Origin of the sequence: Cryptosporangium sp. NPDC048952 (assembly GCF_043197895.1) — a bacterium.
Classification (GTDB): domain Bacteria; phylum Actinomycetota; class Actinomycetes; order Mycobacteriales; family Cryptosporangiaceae; genus Cryptosporangium.
This window is the reverse complement of sequence record NZ_JBICTY010000005.1, coordinates 200818-224166: the sequence shown is the minus strand read 5'-3', so window position 1 is coordinate 224166 and position 23349 is coordinate 200818. Positions and strand designations below refer to the sequence as shown.

Here is a 23349-nt window from a genome sequence, read left to right as displayed (position 1 = left end):
GTTCCTTCCACCACGCACGGTAGGCAGGGGGTACGACAAAACCGCTCTACGCGCGATCCAGGCGCTTGACCAGCACGATCGACGGCACCGCGTAGGCGCCGGCCCGGCGGATCCCGTCGGCCACTTCCTTGTCCGACGACACGACGACGACCGGCCGGCCCTGCGGCTCGGTACGCACCAGGCGGCGGATCACCTCGTCGGCGGTCTCCCCCGCCGGGCTGAAGATCACCCGCACCCCACGCGGGCTCCCGGGGGCGATCGCGAGCCGACCGGCCCCATCGAAGACCACCGTGATCTCGGCGTTCGTCTGCGCGGCGAGCCCGGCGAGGCTCGCCACCAACCGGGTGCGCTGCTGCTCGAGCGCCGCCTCGGGGAAGCCGGTCTTGGTCACGTTGTACCCGTCGATCACCAGGTGAACGCGGGGCAGCGCGAGCAGCTGGTCGAGCCGGGCCGGGTCGTCAGCGGCCCACAGCTGGCTGCCGGTCTTCGTCTTCGTCCCCGCGACGGCCTCCACGTCGGCCGCGACGACGTCACCCGGCAAGACTCCGGGGGGACCGAGCGCGAGCTCGCGACGGAGCCCCTGAGCGGCGTTCCCGAGCGTCTCCAGCAGCAGCCACAGCCGCATGTCGTCGGTGACCCGCCCGGCGCGGCTGGACGACTTGGCCGTCTCCAGCTCCCGCTCGGCGTCGGCGAGCCGGCTGCGGAGCCGGCGGATCTCGGCATCGGACGTGCTGGAAGCGGCGGCGACCCGGCCCTTCTCGGTGGAGACCGCGTCGGTGAGCCGCCGGACGTCCTGCTCGGAGTCGCGGAGTGCCTTGGTGAGCTCCCGGACGCGCGCCCGCAGCTCGTCGGCTTCGGCGCGGACGTTCGACAGGTCGGCGCGCAGTTTGTCGGTATCGGCTTTCGCGTTGACCCGGGCGCGGTCCAGCTGCTCGGTGAGGCGTTCGATCTGCCGGGACGCCGCCAGGACCTGTTCGGATTCGGCGGCGGCGGTGACGGTAGCGGACACCGACTCGACGAGCGTCGTCCAGCGGGGCGGGCGGGCCAGGTAGGCCAGCGCCGCCACCTCGACGGGATCGGCGGCACCGGGCGGTGTGCCGGCGGCCACCGCGGCACCCAGCGGCCCGGCCGCTTCGACGGCCCGCTCCGCCAGCCGCTCGCGGAAATCGGCGTCGGCGGCGAGCTGCGCGACCACGCTCGGACCGGCCAGCCGAGCGCGGCGGGCGGGCGTGAACTGCGCAAACCGTTTGAGGGACGCCGGCAGGACGTCCGCGCCGACGGTGGGGAACAGGTCGACGGCGATCGCGGTGACGCGCGCGCGGACGGCCTCCGGAAGGGTGGGCTCCACCTCGGCGTCCGGCTCGTGGGCAGCACCGATCGCGGCGTCGGTGACGCCGTCCTCTCTGTGGTGATCGCCGGTCACAGTGGCCGCAAGGTGGACATGGTTCCAGTCTTCCACTCCTGCCCGCTCACGGCCGCACGACGGACCACGTCTGACCAGGTGAACCTGGCCCCTCGCGTTTTTGTCCCACCCTCCCCCTACGGTCGGGCCATGCAACACCACGCCTCGTCGACCAGAACCCCCAAGGCATGGGTCCAGTCGACGTTCGACGAACTCGGCCAGCCGCTGCGTGAGACCACGTTCGTCGTGGTCGACCTCGAGACCACCGGCGGGGCTCCCGGTGGTTCGGCCATCACCGAGATCGGCGCGGTCAAGGTGCGTGGCGGCGAGGTGCTCGGCGAGTTCCAGACCCTTGTCGATCCCGGTATCGGCATCCCACCGTTCATCACGGTGCTCACCGGTATCACCGACGCGATGGTGGCCGCGGCACCACCGATCCGCGAGATGCTGCCGGCCTTTCTGGAGTTCGCGCGCGGCTCCGTGCTCGTCGCGCACAACGCCCCGTTCGACCTGAGCCACCTGAAAGCCGCCTGCGAGGCCCACGACATGGTCTGGCCCGGCTTCCGGAAGGTCGACACCGCCGTGCTGGCCCGCCGGGCGCTCAGCCGTGACGAGGTGCGCAACTGCAAGCTCAGCACGCTGGCCCAGTTCTTCCGGTCCCCCACCACGCCGGTCCACCGCGCGCTGGCCGACGCGCAGGCCACTGTGCACGTCCTGCACAGCCTGATGGAGCGCCTCGGCAACCTGGGCATCCAGACGCTGGAGGAGCTGGAGACCTTCACCACGCAGGTCTCCGAGGCCCAGCGTCGCAAGCGGCACCTGGCCGTCGGAGTACCCAACGCGCCCGGCGTCTACCTGTTCCGCGACGGCCGCGATCGTCCGCTGTACGTCGGCACCAGCAAGGATCTGCGCTCGCGGGTGCGCCAGTACTTCGTCTCGTCCGAGCAGCGGTCGCGGATGGCCGAGATGATCAACGCGGCCGAGCGCATCGAGGCCATCGTGTGCGCGCACTCGCTCGAGGCCGAGGTGCGCGAACTCCGGCTGATCGCCGCGCACAAGCCGCCTTACAACCGGCGGTCGAAACACCCCGAGCGGCGGCTGTGGCTGCGTCTGACAACCGACGCCTACCCCCGGCTCTCGGTGGTGCGGCAGACCCGCGACGACGGCACGGCGTACCTGGGGCCGTTCTCGTCCCGGCGGTCGGCGGAGGCCGCGGCCACCGCCGTGTACGACGTCCTGCCGCTGCGGCAGTGCGGCGGCGTCCTGTCGACGCGCAAGACGAGCCCCGCGTGCGCGCTGGCCGAGATCCGCAAGTGCGAGGCGCCGTGCGAGCACCGCGTCTCGGTCGAGGCGTACGGGCGCCACGCCGCAGCGTTCCGGGAGGCGGTCCAGGGTGACCCGTCTCGTCTGGTGGAGCGGTTGCTGGGCCGCATCGAGTCGCTGTCGGACCGGCAGCGGTACGAGGAGGCCGCGGTAGCCAGGAACCGATTGTCGGCGCTCCTGCGCGCTGTCATCCGGTCGCAGCGCACCCAGGCGATCAGCAGCGTGCCCGAGATGGTCGCCGCGCGGGCCGACGGGAGCGGCGGCTGGGAGATCTCCGTCGTGCGCCACGGCCGACTGGCGGCCGCCGGCGTGGCTGCCCGCGGCGTGCCGCCGATGCCGATCGTCGACCAGCTCGTCGCGTCGGCCGAGACCGTGGAGCGTGATCCGGCCACCGAGGGGCTCCACCTCGAGGAGGTGGAGCGGGTGCTGGCCTGGGTGGAGCGTCCCGAGACACGGCTGGTGAGGGTCGACACGGTCTGGTCGTCGCCGGCGCGCGGGGCGGGGCGCTGGGCCGACCTACTCAGCCGCATCGAGGCCGGGCGGCAGGGTGCGGATCCGTTCGGCGATCGGCGCCGCATGCGGATGGAGTCGCGTCCGCCGCGGGTGCCCGTCACGCTGACCACACCGGAGCGCTCTAACCTGTCCAGTCATGGCGCCCGCGAACCCGAGTCGATTCCCTACGGTCCGGGCGGCGGTGCACCGCACGGCGATCGGGGTGTTCCGGCGGCTCCCGCTGCGGGTGCGCCGCAACCTGGTGCGGTTGGGGACGCCGAACTACACCCTCGGCTCGGTGGTGCTTCTGCGCGACCATGACGACCGGCTGCTGCTGGTGCGCCAGCCGCCCGCGGCGGGGTGGTCGCTCCCGGGAGGTCTGCTCGACCGGCGCGAGCACCCGCGGGAGGCCGCGGTCCGCGAGGTGCGCGAAGAGATCGGGGTGGAGCTGGAGCCCGACTCGGTGACGCCGATCGTGCCGAACGCGCACGTCAATCCGTGGGTGCAGCAGGTCGACCTGATCTTCACCGCCACCGTGGACGCGGGTGAGATCGCGCTGCGGGTCGACGAGGTGGAGATCGGCGAGGCGCAGTGGTTCGCGCTCGACGCGCTGCCGTCTCTCACCGGCCCCACGTTCCGTCTCCTGGGCCGCGCCGGCCTCGTCTCCCCCGACACCACCCCCGCCACCCCCGCCACCCCCGCCACCCCGGAACCCTCCCCGGCGCCGGCTGCGGAGCCGCCCAGCGTGGGGGCGGCGCCGGCGACGATCGTGGGGGCAGTGCTCGACGGTGGCGCCGACCGCACGGACGCCGTGCTCGCCGAACCCGGCGAAGCCTTCGCCGACCCCGAGGCCACCGAGACCACCAAGGCCACCGAAGCCACCGAGCGGGCCGACACCGCGGCGCCCGGGAGCGCGAGCGGGGCCGGTCGGGACGAGAACGCGTGACTGAGCGGGGGCTCTGTGCGGTCGTGTTGGCCGCGGGGGCGGGTAGCCGGCTGCGGCCGCTCACCGACGTGCTGCCCAAGGCGCTGTGCCCGGTCGGCAACGTGCCGCTGCTCGACCGGGCGCTCGATCGGCTGGCCGCACTCGACCTGGTCGGCCCCGACTTCGTCGCCGTCAACGCCCATCACCACGCCGACCAGATCGCGGACGCGGTGGCCGGACGAGCGACGCTCTCGATCGAACAGCCCGAAGCGCTCGGCACCGCCGGCGCGATCGCCGCGCTCCGCGACTGGGTCGCCGGTCGGGACGTCCTCGTCGTGAACGCCGACGCCTACCTGGCCGGCCCGTTCCCCGACGACTTCGTCGACGGGTGGACCGGCGACCAGCCCCGGCTGCTCGTCGTCGCCGCCGGCGACCGGCGCCGCGACTTCGACACGTGGCGGTTCGCCGGCGTGTCCCTGCTCCCCGCCGCCGACGCGGCCCGCCTGCGCCCCGAACCCACCGGCCTCTACGAGGTCGTCTGGCGCGCCGCCTGGGCCGCGGACCAGCTGCAACTCACCCCGTTCCCCGGCACCTTCGTCGACTGCGGCACCCCCACCGACTACCTGGAGGCCAACCTCCTGGCCCCCGCCACGGATCCCGGCGCGATCGTGACCGGCCGCGCCGTCGACTCCGTGATCGGCGCCGGAGCCGTCGTCGAGGGCCTCGTCACCCGGTGCGTCATCTGGCCCGGCGCGCGCGTCGAGGCGAACGAAACTCTCACGGACGTCATCCGCGCCGAAGGCGGCCTCACCGTCCCCGCCTGATCCGCTGTCGTTAGGCTGGCCGCACCGCGGGACGGACCGCGGAGGAGTCCGAGGAGCGTCCACCGTGATCACGTCGATCGTGATGATCAGCTGCGAGACCGACTCGATCCCCGAGGTCGCCCAGACCCTCGCCGACCTGCCCGGCGTCAGCGAGGTGTACTCCACCGCGGGCAACGTCGACCTGATCGCGATCGTGCGCGTCCACCAGTTCGACGACATCGCCGAAGTCATCGCCGGGCGCATCAACAAGGTGCCGGGCATCGTCGACACCGAGACGCACATCGCGTTCCGCGCCTACTCGCGTCACGACCTCGACGCCGCGTTCTCGATCGGCCTCGAAGACGCCGACTGACCCACCCCGCACACGACGAAGGGCCCCGCCGATCCGGCGGGGCCCTTCGTGTTCGTGCGTCAGTAGTTGCCGGAGTCCGAGGACGACGCTCCGCTGAGCTCCGACGGCTTCTTGCCGTCCGAACCCGCGCCCACAGCGGTCTTCTCGACGTCCTTCGGCCGCTCGACCGGGATGAAGAAGCCCCGGACCGCACGCCCACCGGCACCCAGCTTGTTCATCTTCTTCGGCACCGCGGCACCGACGTACTCCAGGTGCGTGTGACCGTGCTCGTCGGCCTCGCCGAGCGGCTGGTGCACCTCGATGAACTGACCCGACGGCAGGCGCCGGATCATGCCGCTCTCGACACCGTGCGCCAGCACCTCACGGTCGTGCTGCTGCAGACCGAGGCAGATGCGGTAGGTGAAGAAGTACGCCAGCGGCGGGACGATGAACAGACCGATCCGGCCCGCCCACGTCGTCGCGTTGAGGCTGATGTCGAACTTGTCGGCGATGATGTCGTTGCCGCCCGAGAGCAGCAGCACGATGAAGAAGCTGATCGCCATCATGCCCAGGCCGGTGCGGGCAGGCGCGTCCCGCGGGCGCTGGAGCAGGTTGTGATGCGAACGGTCCTTGCTGTACCGCTGCTCCAGCCAGGGATAGGCACCGGCGAGCGTGAACATCACGCCGGCCAGGACCACCGATGGCCAGAACATGGCAGGGATCGTGTACCCGAAGCTGCGGAACTCCCAGGCGGGCATCAGCCGCACCGCGCCGTCGAGCCACATCATGTAGAAGTCGGGCTGCGAACCGGCGGAGACGACCGCCGCCTCGTACGGACCGAACAGCCAGATCGGGTTGATCTGCACCAGGCCGCCGAGCCCGGCGATGACGCCGAACACCAGCATGAAGAAGCCGCCGGCCTTCGCTGCGAACCCGGGGAACATCCGGTGGCCGACCACGTTCTGCTCGGTGCGGCCCGGGCCGGGGAACTGGGTGTGCTTCTGCTTGACCAGCAGACCCATGTGCGCACCGACCAGGGCGAGGATCGCCGCGGGCAGGATCAGCACGTGGATGATGTAGAAGCGCTCCAGGATGAACTCACCCGGGAACTCGCCGCCGAACAGCGCGAACGACACCCACGTACCGACCACCGGGATCGAGTAGATGATCGCGGACGCGATGCGCAGACCGGTACCGGACAGCGCGTCGTCCGGCAGTGAGTAGCCGAGGAAGCCCTCGAACATGCCCAGGACGAACAGCGTGATGCCGATGACCCAGTTGAGCTCACGCGGGCGGCGGAACGCACCGGTGAAGAACGTCCGGAACATGTGCACGAGCATCGCCGCGACGAACATCAGCGCGGCCCAGTGGTGGATCTGGCGCATGACCAGACCACCGCGGACCTCGAACGAGATGTTCAGCGCCGAGTCGTACGCCTTCGACATCTCGATGCCCTGCAGCCGCGTGTACGCGCCGTCGTAGACGACCTCGGTCGGCGACGGCGTGAAGAACAGCGTCAGGAACGTGCCGCTCAGCAGCAGAATGATGAACGAGTACAGCGCGATCTCGCCCAGCATGAACGACCAGTGGTCAGGGAAGACCTTGTTGAACAGTCGACGGGCCGGGGTGGACGCTTCCAGGCGGTCGTCCGCCCACGTGCCTACGGCGGCGGGTTTGATCTTCGGCAGCAACGGCATTACGGACGCTCCCAGAAGGCCGGTCCGATGGCTTCCTTGAAGTCGCTCTGCGCGACGAAGTAGCCCTCTTCATCCACGGTAATAGGAAGCTGCGGCAACCGCCTGGTGGCAGGACCGAAAACTGGCCGGCAGCTGTCCTTGACGTCGAACTGCGACTGGTGGCACGGGCACAGCAGCCGGTTCGTCTGCTGCTCGAAGAGGCTCGCCGGGCAACCGGCGTGCGTGCAGATCTTCGAGTAGGCGAAGTAGTTGCCGTAGTGCGCGTTCTCGAAGCCCTTGCGGGGCTTGAACTCCGCCGCGTCCTCCTCACGGAGGTGGATGAGCAGCGTCGGCGAGTCCGCGTACTTCAGCGTGGTGCCCTCGGGGATGCCGGGGAACACCGTCTCCAGACCGCCGGCCGAGACCTCGCCCGGCCGGATCGGCGTGCCGTCGTCGCGGACCAGGCGCACGCCCTCGGTGAACCCGGTCGTCCAGAGCGGCGAGGTCTCGCCGTCCGGGTGCGGGTCCTTGATCAGGGCGCCCAGCGGCATGATCGCCATGATGCCCAGCGGCGCGGCACCGAGCGCGAGCGCGCCCTTGAGGAGCGGGCGCCGCTTGATCCCGGTCTCGTCGACCATGTTCATGATCGTCGCGGCGGTCAGCGCCCGCTCGTCGAGATTCGGGTTGTTGTCGTGCCGGTCCTGGACCGACACCTCTTCGGGCATCAACTTCTTGACCCACACGATGATCGCGGCGCCGATCGCGAACAGCGCGACGCCCATCGTGAAGCCGAGCAGCGGCGTGTACAGCTTGTCGGCGTGGTAGCCCTGCTCGTACTCGTACGGCCAGGCCAGGTAGACGACAACGAACGCCAGCGCGGACAGGCCGGACAGCAGGAGCAGGAACGCGATCGTCCGCTCGATCCGCTTCTCCCGCTTGGTACCGGCGACCGCGAACCGCGGCTGGTAGTGGACGATCTCGACGCCGTCGCGCCGAGCGCCTTCCCGCACCAGGTCGAACTGGCTGTGCTTCGGGTCGGTCGGGTCGAACTCGACCTCGGTGCCGGCCCCGTGAGACTCACTCATGACTTACCCGCAATCCACAGCGCCCCGAAGAGACACACCACGATGCCGATTCCGAAGATCACGACCATCTCCGGCACGGGGCCGGTCCGGCCGATGCCCCAGCCACCCGGGTCGGCGTCCGTCTTCTGCGTCTGGACGTAGGCGATGATCGCCTTCTTCTCGTCCGGCGTGAGCTGGTTCTCGCCGAAGACCGGCATGTTCTGCGGGCCGGTCAGCATGGCCGCGTAGATCTCGCGGTCGCTCGCGGGCTCCAGCGACGGGGCGTACTTGCCGGAGGAGAGGGCGCCACCGTTGGACGAGAACGCGTGGCAGGAGGAGCAGTTCACGCGGAACAGCTCGCCGCCGAGGGCCTCGTCGCCACGCAGGTCGCCGTCCGGGATCTCCGGGCCGCCACCGATCGACTGGATGTACGCGGCGAGCTGGTCGGTCTGCTCGTCGTTGAAAGCCGGCTGCTTGCGCTGGGCCTGGGCCTCCTGCCGCGCGAGCGGCATCCGACCGGTCTCGACCTGGAACTCGACCGAAGCGGAGCCCACGCCGATCAGGCTGGGTCCGCGGTCCTTGACGCCCTGGGCGTTCTGTCCGTGGCAGCTGATGCAGCTCTCGTTGTAGAGCTTCTGCCCTTCGCGGACCGCGATCGAGCTCGAGGTCTCGTCGGCCTGCCCGGTAGGCGCGAATGTGGCGTACGCGCCGCCGAACAGACCGAGCGCCACCACGAGCATGACGACGCGACCCAGGCGCCCAGCTCGGTTACGGCGGCCACCCTTACGGGAGGCTGCGGAGGCGGTCATGGCTTCACCTTGTCGGTCGGGGAACCAGTTGCGACGACAGCCGACTTCGTCATTTGACGAGGTAGATCGTGGCCCAGAGGCCGATCCACACCACGTCGACGAAGTGCCAGTAGTAGGAGACGACGATCGCGCTGGTGGCCTGCGCCGGAGTGAACGGCCCGAGCGTGCTCCGGCCCATCATCAGCAGGAAGGCGATCAAGCCACCGATCACGTGGAGACCGTGGAACCCGGTGGTCAGGTAGAACATCGTCCCGTAGCCGTTGGCCTGGATCGTGATGCCCTCGTGGACCAGGTTCCGGTACTCGTTCGCCTGACCCAGGACGAAGATGAGCCCCATCACGAAGGTCAGTGCGAACCAACGCCGCAGCCCGTAGACGTCACCCACCTCGGCGCGGAACACGCCCATCTGACACGTCACGGACGAGAGCACGAGGATGACCGTGAACACCACCGCGTACGGGACGTCCAGCATCTGTGTCTCTTCAGCCCAGAGGCGCTGACCCGGGCCGGAGGCTCGGATCGAGAAGTACATCGCGAACAGAGCCGCGAAGAACATGAGCTCGCTGGAGAGCCACACGATCGTTCCGACGCTGACCATGTTCGGCCGCGTCAGCGAGTGGATCTGGCTCTTCTCGATTGTGGTCGTGGCCGTCGTCACGGGAGCATTATGTCCCGCACGAATCCCAGCGCACGCACCGGGTGCCTACGTCGTGTCGTAGATTCCGGCCTAAGGTGGAGACCGTGTTGCCGACCACTGCCCTGACCAGCATTTCGGCGAACAACGCGCTACCGCCGTTCACTCCGGCAACGCTGTTCACTGCCGCCAACCTCGACCAGTGGATGGCGATCGCCCTCGTGGTGATCGCCGGGCTCTATCTGTACGGCGTCCACAAGCTGCGGGCGCGCGGTGACCGCTGGCCGATCGGACGAACACTCGCGTTCGTGCCGGGTGGGCTGGGCACCGTCGCGGTGGCGACGCTCTCCGGGCTCGGCACCTACGACGACACGCTGTTCAGCGCCCACATGGTGCAGCACATGCTGCTGAGCATGGTCGGGCCGATCCTGATGGCGCTCGGCGCGCCGGTGACGCTCGCCCTGCGCACGCTGCCGGCAAACCCCAAGAGCTGGCTGCTGGCCTTACTGCACAGCCGCTTCTTCCGGCTCGTCAGCCACCCGCTCATCGCGTTCGCGTTCTTCATCGCGACGCCCTACGCGCTGTACCTCTCCGGCTGGTACCCCGCGACGCTGACCAGCACCTGGCTGCACGAGTTCACGCACGTGCACTTCATGATCGTCGGCTCGCTGTTCTTCTGGCCGCTGATCGGCCTCGACCCGCTGCCCGGGCGGTGGCCGTACCCGGCGCGGGCGCTGATGATGATCATCTCGATGCCGCTGCACGCGGTGCTCGGCGTCATCATCATGCAGATGGCCGGCCGCATCGCCACCTCGTACTACGAGGGCCTGAACCTGAGCTGGATCACCCCGGAGATGGACCAGCAGGTCGGCGGTGGCCTGCTCTGGTCCTCCGGCGACATCATCAGCCTGCTCATGCTCGCCGCGTTCGTCACCCAGTGGATCCGCTCCGACGAGCGAACCGCGGCCCGCATCGACCGCCAGCTCGACCGCACGACCGGCGAGGACAACGAGCTGGAGGCCTACAACGCCCACCTGGCCCGACTGGCGGGCAGGCCGGCCGCGGAGCAGCGCTAGGATCCGCTCACAGCGTCCCCCGCAGCCGTCGTACGTTGGGAGCCCCACCACCATGACCAACGCCGCCAGCGCGTCGCCCGCGACCGTTCTCGTCTACAGCGACGACGCGGCCGTCCGGGAGCGGATCCGGATGGCCGTCGGCCGTCGGCCCGCAGCCGACATCGGTCCGATCACCTGGGTCGAGGCCAGCCGTGGCGAGGAGGTCGTCCGGCTGACCGACGCCGGTGGGCTCGACCTTCTCCTTCTCGACGCCGAAGCGTGGCCCACCGGCGGCATGGGCATTTCGCGGCAGCTCAAGCACGAGATCGACGACTGCCCGCCGGTGTGCCTGGTGCTGGCGCGCAAGGTCGACCGCTGGCTCGCGACCTGGTCCGAGGCCGACGCGGTGCTGTCCCACCCGCTCGACCCGGTCGCCGCTGCCACCACCGTGGCCGACGTCCTGCGCACCCAGCTGGGCGTCGTCGCGCGATGACGCATACCTGGCCGTCGCTGCTCAACACGCTGCTGGCCCGGGAGGCACTCGCGCCGGAGCAGACCACCTGGGCGATGAGCCAGATCATGGCCGGTGACGCCACCCCGGTGCAGATCGCCGCGTTCGCGATGGCGCTGCGCTCCAAGGGCGAGACCGCGGCGGAGATCGGCGGTCTGGTCACCGGCATGCTCGCCGCCGCGACGCCGATCGACGTCTCGCCGGACGCCGTCGACATCGTCGGTACCGGCGGGGACCAGGCGCACACCGTCAACATCTCGACGATGGCCGCGATCGTGGTGGCCGGCGCGGGCATCCCCGTGGTGAAGCACGGCAACCGGGCGGCGTCCAGCAGCACCGGCGCCGCTGACCTGCTCGAATACCTCGGTGTGCCGATCTCGATGACGCCCGAACTGGCGTCGGTGTGCGTCCGTGAGGCCGGCATCGCGTTCTGCTTCGCGCCGATCTACCACCCCGGCATGCGGCACGCCGGCGTCCCGCGGAAGGAGATGGGCGTCCCGACTTTCTTCAACTTCCTCGGGCCGCTCACCAACCCCGGCCGGGTCCGGGCCAGCGCCGTCGGCTGCGCGAACCTGCGGATGGCCCCGGTGATGGCCGAGGTCTTCGCGCAGCGAGGCGCGTCGGCAGTGGTCATGCGCGGCGAGGACGGCCTGGACGAGTTCACCACCACCGCGCCGACGCGGCTCTGGGTGGTCACTGACGGCACGGTCACCGAGACCGTCGTGGACGCCGCCGATCTCGGCATCCCGCGCGCGGCACGCGAAGACCTGCGCGGCGCCGACGCGGCGTTCAACGCGAAGGTGGCGCGGGCCGTCCTGGCGGGCGAGCGCGGCCCTGTACGCGAGGCTGTGGTCCTCAACGCCGCCACGGGCATCGCGGCGTTCAACGGCTTCTCAGGGGGCCTGGAGGCGTCCCTGCGGGCCGGTCTGGAACAGGCCGCCGCCGCTATCGACTCCGGGTCCGCCAACACCGCGCTGGACCGGTGGATCGCGGTGGCGACCCAGCAGTAGCCACCCCCCGGGGTGACCAACACGACGTTTGCACGCGGCTCTTTCCCGGCGGCGCTCGGTTTAGCGTTGCCGCAGGTGAGCCGCGTGCGAACAGCACACGGCCCGAAGACAACAGCGCGTGAAGAAATGCTGACGAAACGTTCCGTCAGACCGGACCCGATGGGACACTTAGCCCGTGCCGCCCCCTCTCCCCCCGCGGGTTGCCGCCGCGGTGGCGGCGACAGTCGCAGATTTGGTTGCTGCCGGAACCACCGGCGTCGTCCTCCTCGGTAGCCAGAGCCGGGGCGACGCCCACGAGCACAGTGACGTCGACCTGGTGGCGCTCGGAAACGGGCCGGAGTACATCCACCGCCAGATCGGTGGCCTGCTGATGTCGGTGTCCTGGCGCACCGCGGACGCCGTCCGGGCGTCGTTCGCCGATCCCAAGCTCGCCGGGAGCACGGTTCCCGGCTGGCGCGGAGCGGTGATCCTGCACGACGCCGAGGGGCACGCGAACGAGCTCACGGCCGAGGCCGGGGCGTGGCGCTGGTCGGACATCGAGGGCCCCCGCCGGGCCTGGATCGCCGGTCAGATGACCGGGCGGGCCGAGGTCGTGCAGCGGCTCGTGGGGTCGCTGGCCGCGGGTCGGCGGACCTCCGCCGCGGTGACCCGCAACCGCCTGGCCACCCGTTTACCCGTGGTCGCCGCGGTGCACCACCGGATCCTGTACGACAGCGAGCACCGGCTGTTCGATCTCGTGGCCGACGCCATGGGGCCGTCGTGGCGTCGCTCGCAGGATGCGGCTTTGGCGCTCAAGGGTGAGCAGCTCTCCGACTCCTGCCGAGCCGCCCTGGGCCTCTACGCCCAGCTGGCCCCGGTAGTGGAGCCCTACCTTTCCCCCGACCAGCAGGCCGTGGTCCGCAGCGCCGCCGAACTAGCCTGGGCCGCCCAACACGCTGCTTGAGGGCGGCCCGTCCAGAACGGCGCCCTGGACGGGCTCCAGGTTCACGCAAAAAGCCGGCCCCTTCGGGGCCGGCTTTGCTCGCTGCGCCTGCTCAGTGTTCTCCGGGCCTCGTGTAGTACTCGAAGAGGAGGCCGCTGACCGTGAAGAGGACGGAGATGACGCCTAGGGCGATCAGCCAGGGGAACCAGTACGCGGCGCCCAGCCCGGTGATGCTCGCCGCAACCGCGATACCGAACGGCCAGTAGCTACCCGGGCTGAAGAACCCGAGGTCACCGGCACCGTCGGAGATCTCGGCGTCCGACCGGTCCTCGGGGCGGGCCTCGATGCGCCGCGCGACCAGCGAGAAGAACTGGCCACACATCCCGCACAGCAGACCCGACAGGATCAGCGCGACCACGCCGACCCACTCGGTACCTTCGTCGATCTTCGACGTCCAGACGCCGTACACCGCCGCCATCGCGAACAGGAACAGGGCGAGCAGGTTGAAGATCCTGGATTCGCTCTTCATTGCTGCCTCTCCTAGCTCGGCTGACGCAGGGTGCGCTCGGTCTTGAACGGCGTCGTCGTGGTGGCGACGGGCGACTCACCGATCTGCTGCAGCGCGTCGTGAGTCGACGCCCCGGCCTTCTTCGCGGCGATGAACTGGTCGAACTTCTCCGACGTGACCGCGCGGAGCTCGAAGTTCATGTTCGCGTGGTAGGTGCCGCACAGCTCGGCGCACCGGCCGACGTACGCGCCCTCTTCACCGGGGTTGATCGACGCTTCGAACGAGTTCGTACGACCCGGGACGACGTCGCGCTTGAACAGCAGCGCCGGCACCCAGAACGAGTGGATGACGTCGTTCGAGGTCTCGACGAACCGGATCCGCTCGCCGGTCGGCACGACCAGGACCGGGATCTCCTCGGTGGACCCGACGGTGCCGATCGGCTGCCGCTCGGCGTCGAGCTCCTCCGGGTAGAGGAACTGCCAGTTCCACTTGAAGGCGACGACCGAGACCGTGACGTCCGGGTTGGCCTTCTGCTTGTCGACGTACGTCTGCACGATCGCGGTGTAGTAGAAGAGCACCGCGATGATCAGGAACGGGACCGCCGTGTAGAGGATCTCGATCGGCAGGTTGAACCGCGTCTGCACGGGCAGTTCGTCGCTCTTCTTGCGGTAGCGGATGACCGCCCAGAAGATCAGGCCCCAGACGAACACACCGACCGCGAGCGCGGCGATGACCGAGCCGGTCCAGAGGTCCATCATCTGCTCGGCCTGCGGGGTGATGCCCTTGGGCCACCCGAACCGGAGCACTTCCTCGGTGGAGCAGCCGGACAGCAGCAGCGCCGTCGAGCCGGCAATGCCGGTGACAGCGGCGATGCGCCCGGCCCGAGAACGCCGACTACGACGCTCGGCACTCGCTGACGGGTTTGCCCCCACCAGTCGCCCTCCTCATCGGCGCCCGACGACCTGCTTGAGTCGGGTCTCAATCCCTTCGACCGAACGTAGACTACTGGACCTCCTGAGCGCGGACCCGCAGGGGTCGCCGACGCGCCGGGGGTAGCGTTTCGGGACGTGTCCGACGCTCGCGAAACATCAGTACGGACGTACTTCGACGCTGCGACGGCAGTACCGCTCCACCCGGTGGCCAAACAGGCCTTCGGGGCCGCGCTGGACGACGGCTGGGCCGATCCCGCCCGCCTGTACACCGAGGCCAGGCGGGCCGGGCAGTTGCTCGACGCCGCCCGTGCCGTGGTCGCCGAGGTGGTCGGCGCCCGCGCGGACGAGGTCACGTTCTGCGCGAACGGGTCGATGGCCGCGCACCTCGCCGTCCTCGGCGGCCTGGCCGGACGGCGCCGCGCCGGCTCGGTGTTCGTCCACTCGGCAGTGGAGCATTCGGCCCTGCTCCACGCGGCGGAGCAGCACGTCGCGGGCGCGGCCGGTACGGCCGTACCGGTGGGAGTGGACCGCGCCGGTCGCGTGTCCACGTCGGCCTTCGCCGACGCGGTCCGCGCGCCCGGCGTCGCGCTGGCTGCGCTGATGAGCGCGAACCACGAGGTGGGAACCGTGCAGCCCGTCTCCGAGGTGGCTGCGGCGTGCGCCTCGGCGGGCGTTCCCCTGTATGTGGACGCCGCCCAGACGCTGGGTCGTGCGCCGGTGCCCACCGGGTGGTCGTTGCTGACCGGGAGTGCACGGAAGTGGGGCGGTCCGGCCGGGGTCGGTGTGCTCGTCGTGCGCACCGGCACGCGCTGGACGTCGCCCTACCCCGCGGACGAGCGGGAGCGCGGGCGTTTCCCGGGGGCACAGAACCTGCCGGCGATCGTCGCGGCCGCCGCGTCACTGCGTGCTGTGCACGCGGTGGCGGCCACCGAGGACGCCCGGTTGCGCGCGCTGGTGGATCGGATCCGCTCACACGTTGCCGCCACCGTGCCGGACGTCGAGGTGGTGGGCGACCCGGTCGACCGGTTGCCGAACCTGGTCACGTTCTCCTGCTTGTACGTGGACGGCGAGGCGCTGCTGCACGCGCTGGACGCGCGGGGGTTCGCGGTGTCGTCCGGGTCGTCGTGCACGTCCTCGACGCTGTCGCCGTCGCACGTGCTGGAGGCGATGGGGGTGTTGTCCCACGGCAACGTGCGGGTTTCGCTGCACGCCGGTACCACCGAGGCGGAGGTAGAGCGGTTCCTGGCCGAGTTGCCGACGATCGTCGCCGATCTGCGGGCGATCGCGGGGGTGACGGGGCTGTGACGCCCGACCTCATCCTGGACTGCCGGGGCATGCGGTGCCCGCTCCCGGTGATCCACCTGGCCCGCCGGATCACCGAGGTCCCGGTCGGCGGGATCGTCCGCGTCCTGGCCGACGATCCCGCCGCCCGAACCGACATTCCAGCCTGGTGCCGCCTGAAGTCGCACGAGCACCTCGACTCCGACGGCACCGCGCACGACGTCCGCCGCAGCAATTGAAGGCGGCGCAGCCGCCGTTGCGTTCTGACCTGGAGCCCGCCGAGGGCGACGCTGCCAGTCGAGCGCGAGACCGCCTCGTATAGGTGATACTCAAGGGCTCGCGCTCGCCTGGCAGCGTCGTTCTCGGCGGGCCGCCCACTAAAGGTGCGCGGCTACTTGCTCGGCGGCCAGGTCGCCGTAGTCGTCGCCGAGGCGCTTGACGAACTCGGTGGTGTCGACCGAGTACTCCTGCGTACCAACCGTCTCGAGCACGTACGTCGCGAGCAGGTTGCCCACCTCGGCGGCCCGCCGGAGATCCAGCCCCCACGACAACGCCGTGAGGAAGCCGGCCCGGAATCCGTCCCCGACCCCGGTCGGGTCGGCCTTGGCAGCCTCGGTGGCGCACTCCACGTGGATGCGCTCGATCCCCCGCCCGACGATCTCGACGCCGTCCTTGCCGAGCGTCGTCACCCGAACCTCGACCCGGTCGAGGATCTCGTCCTGCGAGTACCCGGTCTTGCTTTCCAGCAGCGTCTTCTCGTACTCGTTCGTGAACAGGAACGCGGCTCCGTCGATCAACTGCCGCGTCTGCTCACCGGTCATGCGGGCGAGCTGCTGCGACGGGTCGGCAGCGAACCGCAGCCCCCGCTGCCGGCACTCGGCCGTGTGACGCACCATCGCCTCGGGGTCGTTCGCCCCGATCAGCACCAGGTCGAGCCCGCCGACACGCGTGTCGATCGGCCCGAGCTCGATGTTGCGCGCCTCGCTCATCGCGCCCGCGTAGAACGACGCGATCTGGCACATGTCGTCGTCGGTCGTGCAGACGAACCGCGACGTGTGCGCGTACTCCGAAACGTGCACGGAGTCGCAGTCGACGCCGTGGCGCTCCAGCCAGGAGCGGTAGTCGGCGAAGTCGTTGCCGACCGCCCCGACGAGGATGCCGCGCAGGCCGAGCTGCCCCATCCCGAACGCGATGTTGGCGGCCACCCCGCCCCGCCGGACGACCAGGTCGTCCACGAGGAACGACAGGGAAACGCGGTCGAGCTGGTCGGGCATCAGCTGGGTGGCGAACCGGCCCGGGAAATGCATGAGGTGATCGGTAGCGATCGACCCGGTGACAGCAATTTTCATCCGGGGTTGTCTCCATCCGGGGTAAACAGCAAGAGGGCACCGCGTCCGGGGACTACCCGGAGAGCGCAAACGGCGAACAGCCTAATGCACACGAAACGGCGCCCACCACTGGTGAGCGCCGTCTCGAGAAGCTAGTTACTCAGTGGAACGAGTCGCCGCAGGCGCAGGACCCGGTCGCGTTCGGGTTGTCGATCGTGAAGCCCTGCTTCTCGATCGTGTCGACGAAGTCGATCGTCGCGCCGCCCAGGTAGGGCTTGCTCATCCGGTCGACAGCGACCTCGACTCCGCTGAAGTCGAGAATCGTGTCACCGTCGAGCGAACGCTCGTCGAAGAAGAGCTGGTACCGGAGGCCGGAGCAGCCACCGGGCTGGACGGCGATGCGCAAGCGCAGGTCGTCCCGGCCCTCCTGGTCGAGCAGGGCCTTGACCTTGCTGGCGGCGCCGTCGGTGAGGACGACCCCGTCGGTGGTCGAGGCGTGCTCGTGGGTGTCGGAGACGGTCACAATCGCTCCCGTTGTGTCGCTGGTCAACTACCGGGACAACTGGAGGAGGGGTCCCGGTGTTCCCCAAGAAGGGGTGCAGACCCATGGTTGCACAAGATTCAGCGAACTGATCGAGGCCGACTCCAGTCACGGGCGGTCCGCGCGGCCAGATCGGTCAAGACCGCGGCCGCATCATTCATCGCGCGGTCCAAGCCTGCGTGGTCCACCAGCGATCGCGCCTCGTCGATGTGGGCGGCGGCGGCTTCCTGCCGCCCCACCGCCACCTGCCCGGCCAGGACGACGCACGGCGCGCCGTGCTCGGCGGCCGCGGACGCGACTCCGGCGACGACCTTCCCGCGCAGGGACTGGTAGTCGAACGAGCCCTCGCCGGTGATGACCAGGTCGACCTCCGCGACCGCGGCATCGAAGCCGATCAGCTGCCTGACCAGCCCGATTCCGGCCTCCCGCCGGCCGCCGAGCGCGAGCAACGCCACGCCGAGGCCGCCCGCCGCGCCGGCGCCCGGCAACGACGCCACCCCGGGCGGGCATCCCGGCAGGTCACGCTCCAGGACCGTGGCCCAGTGCTCCAGAGCGGCGTCCAGGATCTGGACGTCGTTGTCCGACGCCCCCTTCTGCGGCCCGTACACCGCCGACGCGCCGTGGATGCCGGTCAGCGGGTTGTCGACGTCGGTCGCCGCCACGATCTCGACGCCGCGCAGCGCGGGAACACCCGCGAGCCCCTCGCACACCCGCAACGCCGCACCGCCAGGCGGCAGCGCCGTGCCCGAGACACCCACCGGTCCCGCCCCCAGAGCAGCCAAAAGCCCTGCTCCGCCGTCGTTGGTGACGCTGCCGCCGAGGCCGATCACCGCCCTGCGGGCACCGGACTCCACCGCGGCGGCGAGCAGCAATCCGAGCCCGTACGTCGTGGTGACCTTCGGGTCACGCTCGTCCTTGGGCACCAGTTGGAGCCCTGCGACCGTCGCGCACTCCAGGTACGCGACGTCGTCCAGCAGCAGGAACGACGCCTCGAGCTCCTCCATCCGCGGACCGCGTGCCGACACCGGTACCAGCGTGCCGCCGAGCGTGGCGCGGATCACGTCGACCAGGCCGGGGCCGCCGTCGGACAGCGGGCGCGTCACCACGGTGTCGTCGGGCGCTTCGCGGGCCCAGCCCGCCGCGATCGCGGCCGCTGCTTCACCGGCCGACAACGTCCCGCCAAAACTGTCCGGAGCCACGAGTACGCGCATGCGCCACATCGTGCCGTACGGCGCGGTCGGGGAGTTGTGCTCGAAGTGATCAGCACCACTGGCCGAAACGCGACCGCATGACACCATGGTTAACCCCGCGGTAATACGCGTCGATCGGAGTGAACGTGAGCACCGACCTCGGGCTACCGACCCTGACCGCTCAGGGATTCGCGGAGCCCTCCCCCACCGCCGCCGCGTTGCTCCTGCTCGGCAGAGGAACCGACGCCAACTCCGAGCGGGGCGTCGACTGCCCGGGCGACCTGCCCGCCGCGTCCGACCCCGGTCTGGTCGAGCGGGCCACGAAGGCACGTGAGCAGCTCGGCGACCGCGCGTTCGTCCTCGGTCACCACTACCAGCGCGACGAGGTCATCCAGTTCGCCGACGTCACCGGCGACTCGTTCAAGCTCGCCCGCGACGCCGCCGCGCGCCCGGACGCCGAGTACATCGTGTTCTGTGGTGTGCACTTCATGGCCGAGTCGGCCGACATCCTCACCGGCCCCGACCAGCAGGTGATCCTCCCCGACCTGGCGGCCGGCTGTTCGATGGCCGACATGGCCACCGACCAGCAGGTCGACGAAGCGTGGGAGGTGCTGAAGGACGCCGGTGTCGCGGCTGCCACGGTGCCGGTCAGCTACATGAACTCCTCCGCCGCGATCAAGGCGTTCACCGGTCGTCACGGCGGCACGATCTGCACGTCGTCGAACGCGAAGCGGGCTTTGGATTGGGCTTTTACGCAGGGCGAGAAGGTCCTGTTCCTGCCTGACCAGCACCTGGGCCGGAACACCGCGGTCCTGGAACTGGGCCTGGAGCTAGGCGACTGTGTCTTGTTCGACCCGCACAGGCCCGGCGGTGGCCTCACGCCGCAGCAGCTCCGCGACGCGACGATGATCCTGTGGCGCGGGCACTGCTCGGTGCACGGCCGGTTCAGCCTCGACTCGGTGCTCGACGTCCGCGATCGGATCCCCGGCGTGAACGTGCTGGTGCACCCCGAGTGCCGCCACGAGGTCGTGACCGCAGCGGACTACGTCGGCTCGACCGAGTACATCATCAAGATGCTGGACGCAGCTCCGGCCGGTTCGAGCTGGGCGATCGGCACCGAGCTGAACCTGGTGCGCCGGCTCGCGCTCGCGCACCCGGACAAGACGATCGTGTTCCTCGACCGTGCGGTGTGCTTCTGCTCGACGATGAACCGGATCGACCTGCCGCACCTGGTGTGGTCGCTGGAGTCGCTGGCGCGCGGCGAGGTCGTCAACCGGATCACCGTAGATTCCGAAACGGCACACTTCGCCCGGGTTGCCCTCGATCAAATGCTGGCGCTGCCGGGATGAACGTTTAAACCTGCCGATACGCTGGTCAGGTGAGCCTCCTCCGTCGTAAGTCCACGCCCGTCTCCGATGACGTTCCGGAGACCGTCGAGCCCGTGGAAGCGCCTTCGGGGAGGGCCTACACCCCCGGCAAGGGCCGTCCGACGCCGAAGCGCACGGCCAACAGCCGTCCCCGCACGATGTCCGCGGCACCGGCGGACAAGAAGGCCGCCAAGGCCGAGATGCGCACGAAGATGCGCGAGGAGCGGTCCAAGGCGTACGAGGGCATGCGCCGCGGCGAGGAGAAGTACCTCAGCGGCCGTGACAAGGGGCCGGTGCGGCGGCTCGTGCGCGACCTGGTCGACTCGCGGCGCAACGTCGGTTCGTACTTCCTGATCGGTGCGTTGGCCGTGCTGCTGTTCTCGCAGCCGCAGTGGCCGGCGCCCGTGCGGTTCGGCGCGAACATCCTCTGGCTGCTGCTGATCGTCGCGATCCTGGCCGACGTGTTCCTGATCTCGCGCCTGATCCGGAAGAACGTTCGGGAGCGGTTCCCGAACGCGCCCGACAAGATGGGCGGCCTGACGTTCTACGGCGTCATGCGGTCGGTGCAGTTCCGCCGTATGCGTACCCCAGGCCCCCGGGTCAAGATCGGCGAAAAAGTTTAGTCACGACGTCTTCGATCGCTGGTTCGAGGACACGGAGGTCGCGGAGCGGGGCCGCTGCCGCGACGGCGGCCACCACGGGCGGTAGGGGTCCTTCGAGCGCGAGCGTCTGACGGCGTCCATCGGCTTCGACGAGTTCGGTGACCGCCCCCGGAACGGCTAGCGGGGCCCAGGCTTCGTCGAGTTCGACGATCAGGCGCCGGCGGGACCCGTAGCGCTCGTGCAGGGCCGCGAGTGTGCCGTCGTGCACGATCCGCCCGTGGTCGACCACGACGAGCCGCCCGCAGAGCCGCTCGATGTCGGCCAGGTCATGCGTGGTGAGCACCAGCGTCGTGCCGTACCGCTCGTTCAGCTCGGCCAAGAAACCACGAACTGCCTCCTTGCTGACGACGTCCAAGCCGATCGTCGGTTCGTCGAGGAACAGCAGCTCGGGGTCGTGCAGCAGGGCGGCGGTGAGCTCGCCGCGCATGCGCTGGCCCAGGGAGAGCTGGCGGACGGGGGTGGCCAGGAACTCGTCGAGGCCAAGGAGTTCGCGGCACTCGTCCAGGCGCTTCGTGTGGTCGGCCTCCGACACCCGGTACACCGACCGCAGCAGCGTGAAGGACTCGGCGAGCGGCAGGTCCCACCAGAGCTGACTGCGCTGCCCGAACACGGCACCGATCCGGCGTGCCAGCCGGGTCCGGTCCGGCACCGGATCGAGACCGCAGACCTGCACCGTGCCGCTCGAGGGCGTCAGGATGCCGGTGAACATCTTGAGCGTCGTGGACTTGCCCGCCCCGTTCGGGCCGAGGTAGCCGACCATCTCGCCGGGCTCGATGTGCAGGTCGACGCCGTCCACGGCGTCCACCCTGCGGCGGACCCGCCGGAACCGGCCCGCTTTGGCCCACACCGTGAACTCTTTGCGGAGTCCCTCCGCGGCCACGACGCTCATGAGCCGGTGCTCTGGTAGTGGCGGACACCGACCCGCCAGATCCCGGCCGCGGCGAACGCCCAAAAGACGCCGACGACGGGCGCGCCCCAGTGCGTCCACGCCGGGGTGCCCAGCGGGTCCGAGCGTCCGAGCAGCGCGAGCGCCGGGAGGTAGCCGACCGACGCCAGGCCCAGCGCGAACCCGAACAACCTGCCGAACCACACGCCGTACATCGCTGTCGGATAACTCGCGAAGTCGCGACCTCCGTAGGTCACCGCGTTCACCACTTCTCCTCCGTCCACCAGCCAGAACATCGTCGCGGCGCCGGCCGTGAAGATCGCTCCGTACGTGACCGCTCCGGCGAGCGGCGCGATCGCGGCGAGTAGCACCCGCTGGGGCGTCCACTCGATGTCGGCGACGCTCAGCGCGACGCCGTACGTCGTCAGTCCCTGGATGAGCCGGCCCGCGCGCCGGATCGAGAAGTCGAGGACGACCAACTGCCCGAACGTCGAGAGCGGTCGCAGCAGCACGGCGTCCAGCAGGCCGGTGCGCAGGTACTGCGGCACCCGCTCGAGGTTGCCCACGCACACGTCGGCCAACTGGAACGCCAGCTGGGCGATGCCGGTCATGAGCAGCACGTCGCCGATGTCGAAGCCGGCCAGCTCCGGCGTCACCCGGAACACGGCGAGCAGGACCAGCACGTCGATCGTCGTGATTCCGGCGTTGAGGACCAGGTCGACGGCGAACGAGAGCCGGTACTGCGTCTGGCCGCGGATCTGGGCCAGGAACAGCCGGGCGTAAGCATTCTCAGCCACCCTGCACCACCAGCCGACGCACGGCGACGCGCTGCGCCAGCGCCGCGGCCGTCAGCGTCAGTCCGGCGGCGACCGCTCCACCGCCGACCAACGCCCCCGCGCTCCCCCGCTCCAGCAGCACGTCCAACGGCGCCTGCAGCATCCACGGGAACGGCGTGCACCACAGCACCGCCTGGGCCCACTCCGGGAAGAACGGGATCGGCACCGCCAGGCCGGTGAACAACGTGCCGCCGACCAGCCACAACGAGCCGGGTCCCCGGGCGTCCAGCCACCAGAACGCGAGCAGGTTGATCAGGTAGCGCGTCGCGAAGCTGGTCACGGTGGCGAGTACGACCGAGATCGCCACGGCGAGCCAGGTGGTTGCGTGCTCCGGCCAGCGCAACGGAAAGAACAGCGCTCCGACGGCCATCGGCACCGTCAGCCGGACCGCCAGTGCATGGAGCGCGCGGCCGATGTCGACCGCGAGGAACGACAGCAGTGGGTCCACCGGCCGCAGCAGGTCGGTGACGATCTCGCCGGTGCGGATGCGGTCGGCCAGCTCCGTCCACTGGAACACCTGGACGACGCCGATCAGCCCCTGGCCCGCCCACGCGAACATCGCGAGCGCCGCGGCGTCGTACCCGGCCGCGGCGCCGTTCGCGGCCACCGCCAGCAGCACGTACGTCTTGAGGAACCCGAAGATCGAGTTCGTGAACGCGGACGCGAATGTGGCCCGCCGATACGTGGCATGACGTCGGAAACCTGCCCTGACCAGGGCGGCAAACGCCGGCACCGCAGCTCTCCCCTCGGGTGATGTGCTCGGATGAGCCACCACGCCGCGCACCGCGAAAGGGTGCCCGCCGCCGGCCGGCGAACGTCCAGAGTAGTACTACCGTCGGC

25 protein-coding genes are annotated in these 23349 nt (G+C 70.1%); 12 read left to right on the top strand and 13 right to left on the bottom strand.

All coding sequences use genetic code 11. The features are described from left to right. Nucleotides 1-46: 46 nt before the first annotated feature. Nucleotides 47-1423: an NYN domain-containing protein gene (locus ACGFY5_RS27725; protein ID WP_392724272.1), complete on the bottom strand. Its 1377-nt coding sequence runs from the start codon at nt 1421-1423 to the stop codon at nt 47-49. Between the two features lie 129 nt (nt 1424-1552). Here ACGFY5_RS27725 and ACGFY5_RS27720 point away from each other — a divergent pair, with 129 nt between their 5' ends. The 4 genes from ACGFY5_RS27720 to ACGFY5_RS27705 all read left to right on the top strand — a co-directional run bounded on the left by ACGFY5_RS27720 (nt 1553) and on the right by ACGFY5_RS27705 (nt 5318). Beyond that, on the top strand, nt 1553-3538 hold the full coding sequence (locus ACGFY5_RS27720; protein ID WP_392724270.1) for a DEDD exonuclease domain-containing protein: 1986 nt from the start codon (nt 1553-1555) through the stop codon (nt 3536-3538). Continuing rightward, nucleotides 3516-4163, top strand: a complete 648-nt coding sequence (locus ACGFY5_RS27715) for an NUDIX hydrolase (RefSeq protein ID WP_392724268.1) — start codon at nt 3516-3518, stop codon at nt 4161-4163. The genes ACGFY5_RS27720 and ACGFY5_RS27715 overlap by 23 nt, the downstream gene beginning before the upstream one ends. Then, the gene (locus tag ACGFY5_RS27710) at nt 4160-4966 is read left to right on the top strand and encodes a sugar phosphate nucleotidyltransferase (protein WP_392724266.1); all 807 of its coding nucleotides are present in this window, start codon (nt 4160-4162) and stop codon (nt 4964-4966) included. The genes ACGFY5_RS27715 and ACGFY5_RS27710 overlap by 4 nt, the downstream gene beginning before the upstream one ends. Before the next feature lie 64 nt (nt 4967-5030). Next, nucleotides 5031-5318 (top strand): Lrp/AsnC family transcriptional regulator, encoded by a 288-nt coding sequence (locus ACGFY5_RS27705; RefSeq protein ID WP_035849987.1) that lies wholly within the window; start codon nt 5031-5033, stop codon nt 5316-5318. A 59-nt stretch (nt 5319-5377) separates the two neighbouring features. On the opposite strand, the gene ACGFY5_RS27700 is transcribed toward ACGFY5_RS27705, so the two are convergent. Genes ACGFY5_RS27700 through ACGFY5_RS27685 form a run of 4 tightly spaced genes read right to left on the bottom strand, consistent with a single transcriptional unit; the run spans nt 5378 to nt 9444 of the window. After that, nucleotides 5378-6994 carry a cytochrome bc complex cytochrome b subunit gene (locus tag ACGFY5_RS27700; RefSeq protein ID WP_392724265.1) on the bottom strand — a complete coding sequence of 539 codons (1617 nt, stop codon included), beginning with the start codon at nt 6992-6994 and terminating at the stop codon, nt 5378-5380. After that, nucleotides 6994-8058 carry a ubiquinol-cytochrome c reductase iron-sulfur subunit gene (locus ACGFY5_RS27695; protein WP_392724263.1) on the bottom strand — a complete coding sequence of 355 codons (1065 nt, stop codon included), beginning with the start codon at nt 8056-8058 and terminating at the stop codon, nt 6994-6996. Before ACGFY5_RS27695 ends, ACGFY5_RS27700 begins: the two co-directional genes overlap by 1 nt. Continuing rightward, nucleotides 8055-8846, bottom strand: coding sequence for a c-type cytochrome (locus ACGFY5_RS27690; RefSeq protein ID WP_392724262.1), 792 nt, complete (start codon nt 8844-8846; stop codon nt 8055-8057). Before ACGFY5_RS27690 ends, ACGFY5_RS27695 begins: the two co-directional genes overlap by 4 nt. Nucleotides 8847-8895: 49 nt before the next feature. Next, on the bottom strand, nt 8896-9444 hold the full coding sequence (locus ACGFY5_RS27685) for a heme-copper oxidase subunit III (RefSeq protein ID WP_392725048.1): 549 nt from the start codon (nt 9442-9444) through the stop codon (nt 8896-8898). Between the two features lie 143 nt (nt 9445-9587). Between ACGFY5_RS27685 and ACGFY5_RS27680 the strand changes: the two genes are divergently transcribed. From ACGFY5_RS27680 to ACGFY5_RS27665, 4 genes are all read left to right on the top strand, one after another. Continuing rightward, a complete protein-coding gene (locus ACGFY5_RS27680; RefSeq protein WP_392724260.1) occupies nt 9588-10556 on the top strand; it encodes a cytochrome c oxidase assembly protein in 969 nt (322 codons plus the stop codon). A gap of 52 nt (nt 10557-10608) precedes the next feature. Continuing rightward, complete coding sequence (locus ACGFY5_RS27675) at nt 10609-11028, top strand: hypothetical protein (protein ID WP_392724258.1); 420 nt, start codon at nt 10609-10611, stop codon at nt 11026-11028. Then, nucleotides 11025-12056 carry an anthranilate phosphoribosyltransferase gene (gene trpD / locus ACGFY5_RS27670; RefSeq protein WP_392724256.1) on the top strand — a complete coding sequence of 344 codons (1032 nt, stop codon included), beginning with the start codon at nt 11025-11027 and terminating at the stop codon, nt 12054-12056. Before ACGFY5_RS27675 ends, trpD begins: the two co-directional genes overlap by 4 nt. 175 nt (nt 12057-12231) lie before the next feature. Then, nucleotides 12232-12999 (top strand): nucleotidyltransferase domain-containing protein, encoded by a 768-nt coding sequence (locus ACGFY5_RS27665; protein WP_392724254.1) that lies wholly within the window; start codon nt 12232-12234, stop codon nt 12997-12999. A 91-nt stretch (nt 13000-13090) separates the two neighbouring features. On the opposite strand, the gene ACGFY5_RS27660 is transcribed toward ACGFY5_RS27665, so the two are convergent. Continuing rightward, nucleotides 13091-13507 (bottom strand): cytochrome c oxidase subunit 4, encoded by a 417-nt coding sequence (locus tag ACGFY5_RS27660; protein WP_392724252.1) that lies wholly within the window; start codon nt 13505-13507, stop codon nt 13091-13093. An 11-nt stretch (nt 13508-13518) separates the two neighbouring features. After that, nucleotides 13519-14418 carry a cytochrome c oxidase subunit II gene (coxB, locus tag ACGFY5_RS27655; protein ID WP_392724251.1) on the bottom strand — a complete coding sequence of 300 codons (900 nt, stop codon included), beginning with the start codon at nt 14416-14418 and terminating at the stop codon, nt 13519-13521. A 135-nt stretch (nt 14419-14553) separates the two neighbouring features. Here coxB and ACGFY5_RS27650 point away from each other — a divergent pair, with 135 nt between their 5' ends. Then, nucleotides 14554-15723, top strand: a complete 1170-nt coding sequence (locus ACGFY5_RS27650; protein WP_392724249.1) for a cysteine desulfurase family protein — start codon at nt 14554-14556, stop codon at nt 15721-15723. After that, nucleotides 15720-15938: a sulfurtransferase TusA family protein gene (locus ACGFY5_RS27645; RefSeq protein WP_392724247.1), complete on the top strand. Its 219-nt coding sequence runs from the start codon at nt 15720-15722 to the stop codon at nt 15936-15938. The genes ACGFY5_RS27650 and ACGFY5_RS27645 overlap by 4 nt, the downstream gene beginning before the upstream one ends. 138 nt (nt 15939-16076) lie before the next feature. Here the strand turns inward: ACGFY5_RS27645 and ACGFY5_RS27640 are convergent, their stop codons facing one another. The 3 genes from ACGFY5_RS27640 to ACGFY5_RS27630 form a co-directional block, all read right to left on the bottom strand. Further along, entirely contained in the window at nt 16077-17048 is a 972-nt protein-coding gene (locus tag ACGFY5_RS27640; protein WP_392724246.1) for a carbohydrate kinase family protein, read from the bottom strand. 139 nt (nt 17049-17187) lie between these two features. Next, a complete protein-coding gene (locus tag ACGFY5_RS27635) occupies nt 17188-17550 on the bottom strand; it encodes an iron-sulfur cluster assembly accessory protein (protein WP_035849970.1) in 363 nt (120 codons plus the stop codon). A 98-nt stretch (nt 17551-17648) separates the two neighbouring features. Further along, complete coding sequence (locus tag ACGFY5_RS27630) at nt 17649-18779, bottom strand: glycerate kinase (protein WP_392724244.1); 1131 nt, start codon at nt 18777-18779, stop codon at nt 17649-17651. A gap of 125 nt (nt 18780-18904) precedes the next feature. Between ACGFY5_RS27630 and nadA the strand changes: the two genes are divergently transcribed. Together nadA and ACGFY5_RS27620 are read left to right on the top strand one after the other, a co-directional pair. Continuing rightward, the gene (nadA, locus tag ACGFY5_RS27625; RefSeq protein WP_392724243.1) at nt 18905-20107 is read left to right on the top strand and encodes a quinolinate synthase NadA; all 1203 of its coding nucleotides are present in this window, start codon (nt 18905-18907) and stop codon (nt 20105-20107) included. A 29-nt stretch (nt 20108-20136) separates the two neighbouring features. After that, a complete protein-coding gene (locus ACGFY5_RS27620; RefSeq protein ID WP_392724241.1) occupies nt 20137-20748 on the top strand; it encodes a DUF3043 domain-containing protein in 612 nt (203 codons plus the stop codon). Here the strand turns inward: ACGFY5_RS27620 and ACGFY5_RS27615 are convergent. Genes ACGFY5_RS27615 through ACGFY5_RS27605 form a run of 3 tightly spaced genes read right to left on the bottom strand, consistent with a single transcriptional unit; the run spans nt 20726 to nt 23242 of the window. Next, complete coding sequence (locus ACGFY5_RS27615) at nt 20726-21676, bottom strand: ATP-binding cassette domain-containing protein (RefSeq protein ID WP_392724240.1); 951 nt, start codon at nt 21674-21676, stop codon at nt 20726-20728. The genes ACGFY5_RS27620 and ACGFY5_RS27615 overlap by 23 nt on opposite strands. Continuing rightward, the gene (locus ACGFY5_RS27610) at nt 21673-22470 is read right to left on the bottom strand and encodes an ABC transporter permease (RefSeq protein ID WP_392724238.1); all 798 of its coding nucleotides are present in this window, start codon (nt 22468-22470) and stop codon (nt 21673-21675) included. The genes ACGFY5_RS27615 and ACGFY5_RS27610 overlap by 4 nt, the downstream gene beginning before the upstream one ends. Further along, nucleotides 22463-23242: an ABC transporter permease gene (locus ACGFY5_RS27605; protein WP_392724237.1), complete on the bottom strand. Its 780-nt coding sequence runs from the start codon at nt 23240-23242 to the stop codon at nt 22463-22465. The genes ACGFY5_RS27610 and ACGFY5_RS27605 overlap by 8 nt, the downstream gene beginning before the upstream one ends. Nucleotides 23243-23349: the final 107 nt, after the last annotated feature.

Excerpts from the sequence above, each read along its gene's own strand:
- ACGFY5_RS27720 (WP_392724270.1), top strand. The coding sequence starts at position 1,553 with ATGCAACACCACGCCTCGTCGACCAGAACCCCCAAGGCATGGGTCCAG.
- ACGFY5_RS27700 (WP_392724265.1), bottom strand. The coding sequence starts at position 6,994 with ATGCCGTTGCTGCCGAAGATCAAACCCGCCGCCGTAGGCACGTGGGCG.
- ACGFY5_RS27695 (WP_392724263.1), bottom strand. The coding sequence starts at position 8,058 with ATGAGTGAGTCTCACGGGGCCGGCACCGAGGTCGAGTTCGACCCGACC.
- ACGFY5_RS27690 (WP_392724262.1), bottom strand. The coding sequence starts at position 8,846 with ATGACCGCCTCCGCAGCCTCCCGTAAGGGTGGCCGCCGTAACCGAGCT.
- ACGFY5_RS27685 (WP_392725048.1), bottom strand. The coding sequence starts at position 9,444 with ATGGTCAGCGTCGGAACGATCGTGTGGCTCTCCAGCGAGCTCATGTTC.
- ACGFY5_RS27675 (WP_392724258.1), top strand. The coding sequence starts at position 10,609 with ATGACCAACGCCGCCAGCGCGTCGCCCGCGACCGTTCTCGTCTACAGC.
- trpD (WP_392724256.1), top strand. The coding sequence starts at position 11,025 with ATGACGCATACCTGGCCGTCGCTGCTCAACACGCTGCTGGCCCGGGAG.
- ACGFY5_RS27660 (WP_392724252.1), bottom strand. The coding sequence starts at position 13,507 with ATGAAGAGCGAATCCAGGATCTTCAACCTGCTCGCCCTGTTCCTGTTC.
- ACGFY5_RS27640 (WP_392724246.1), bottom strand. The coding sequence starts at position 17,048 with ATGAAAATTGCTGTCACCGGGTCGATCGCTACCGATCACCTCATGCAT.
- ACGFY5_RS27630 (WP_392724244.1), bottom strand. The coding sequence starts at position 18,779 with ATGCGCGTACTCGTGGCTCCGGACAGTTTTGGCGGGACGTTGTCGGCC.
- ACGFY5_RS27615 (WP_392724240.1), bottom strand. The coding sequence starts at position 21,676 with ATGAGCGTCGTGGCCGCGGAGGGACTCCGCAAAGAGTTCACGGTGTGG.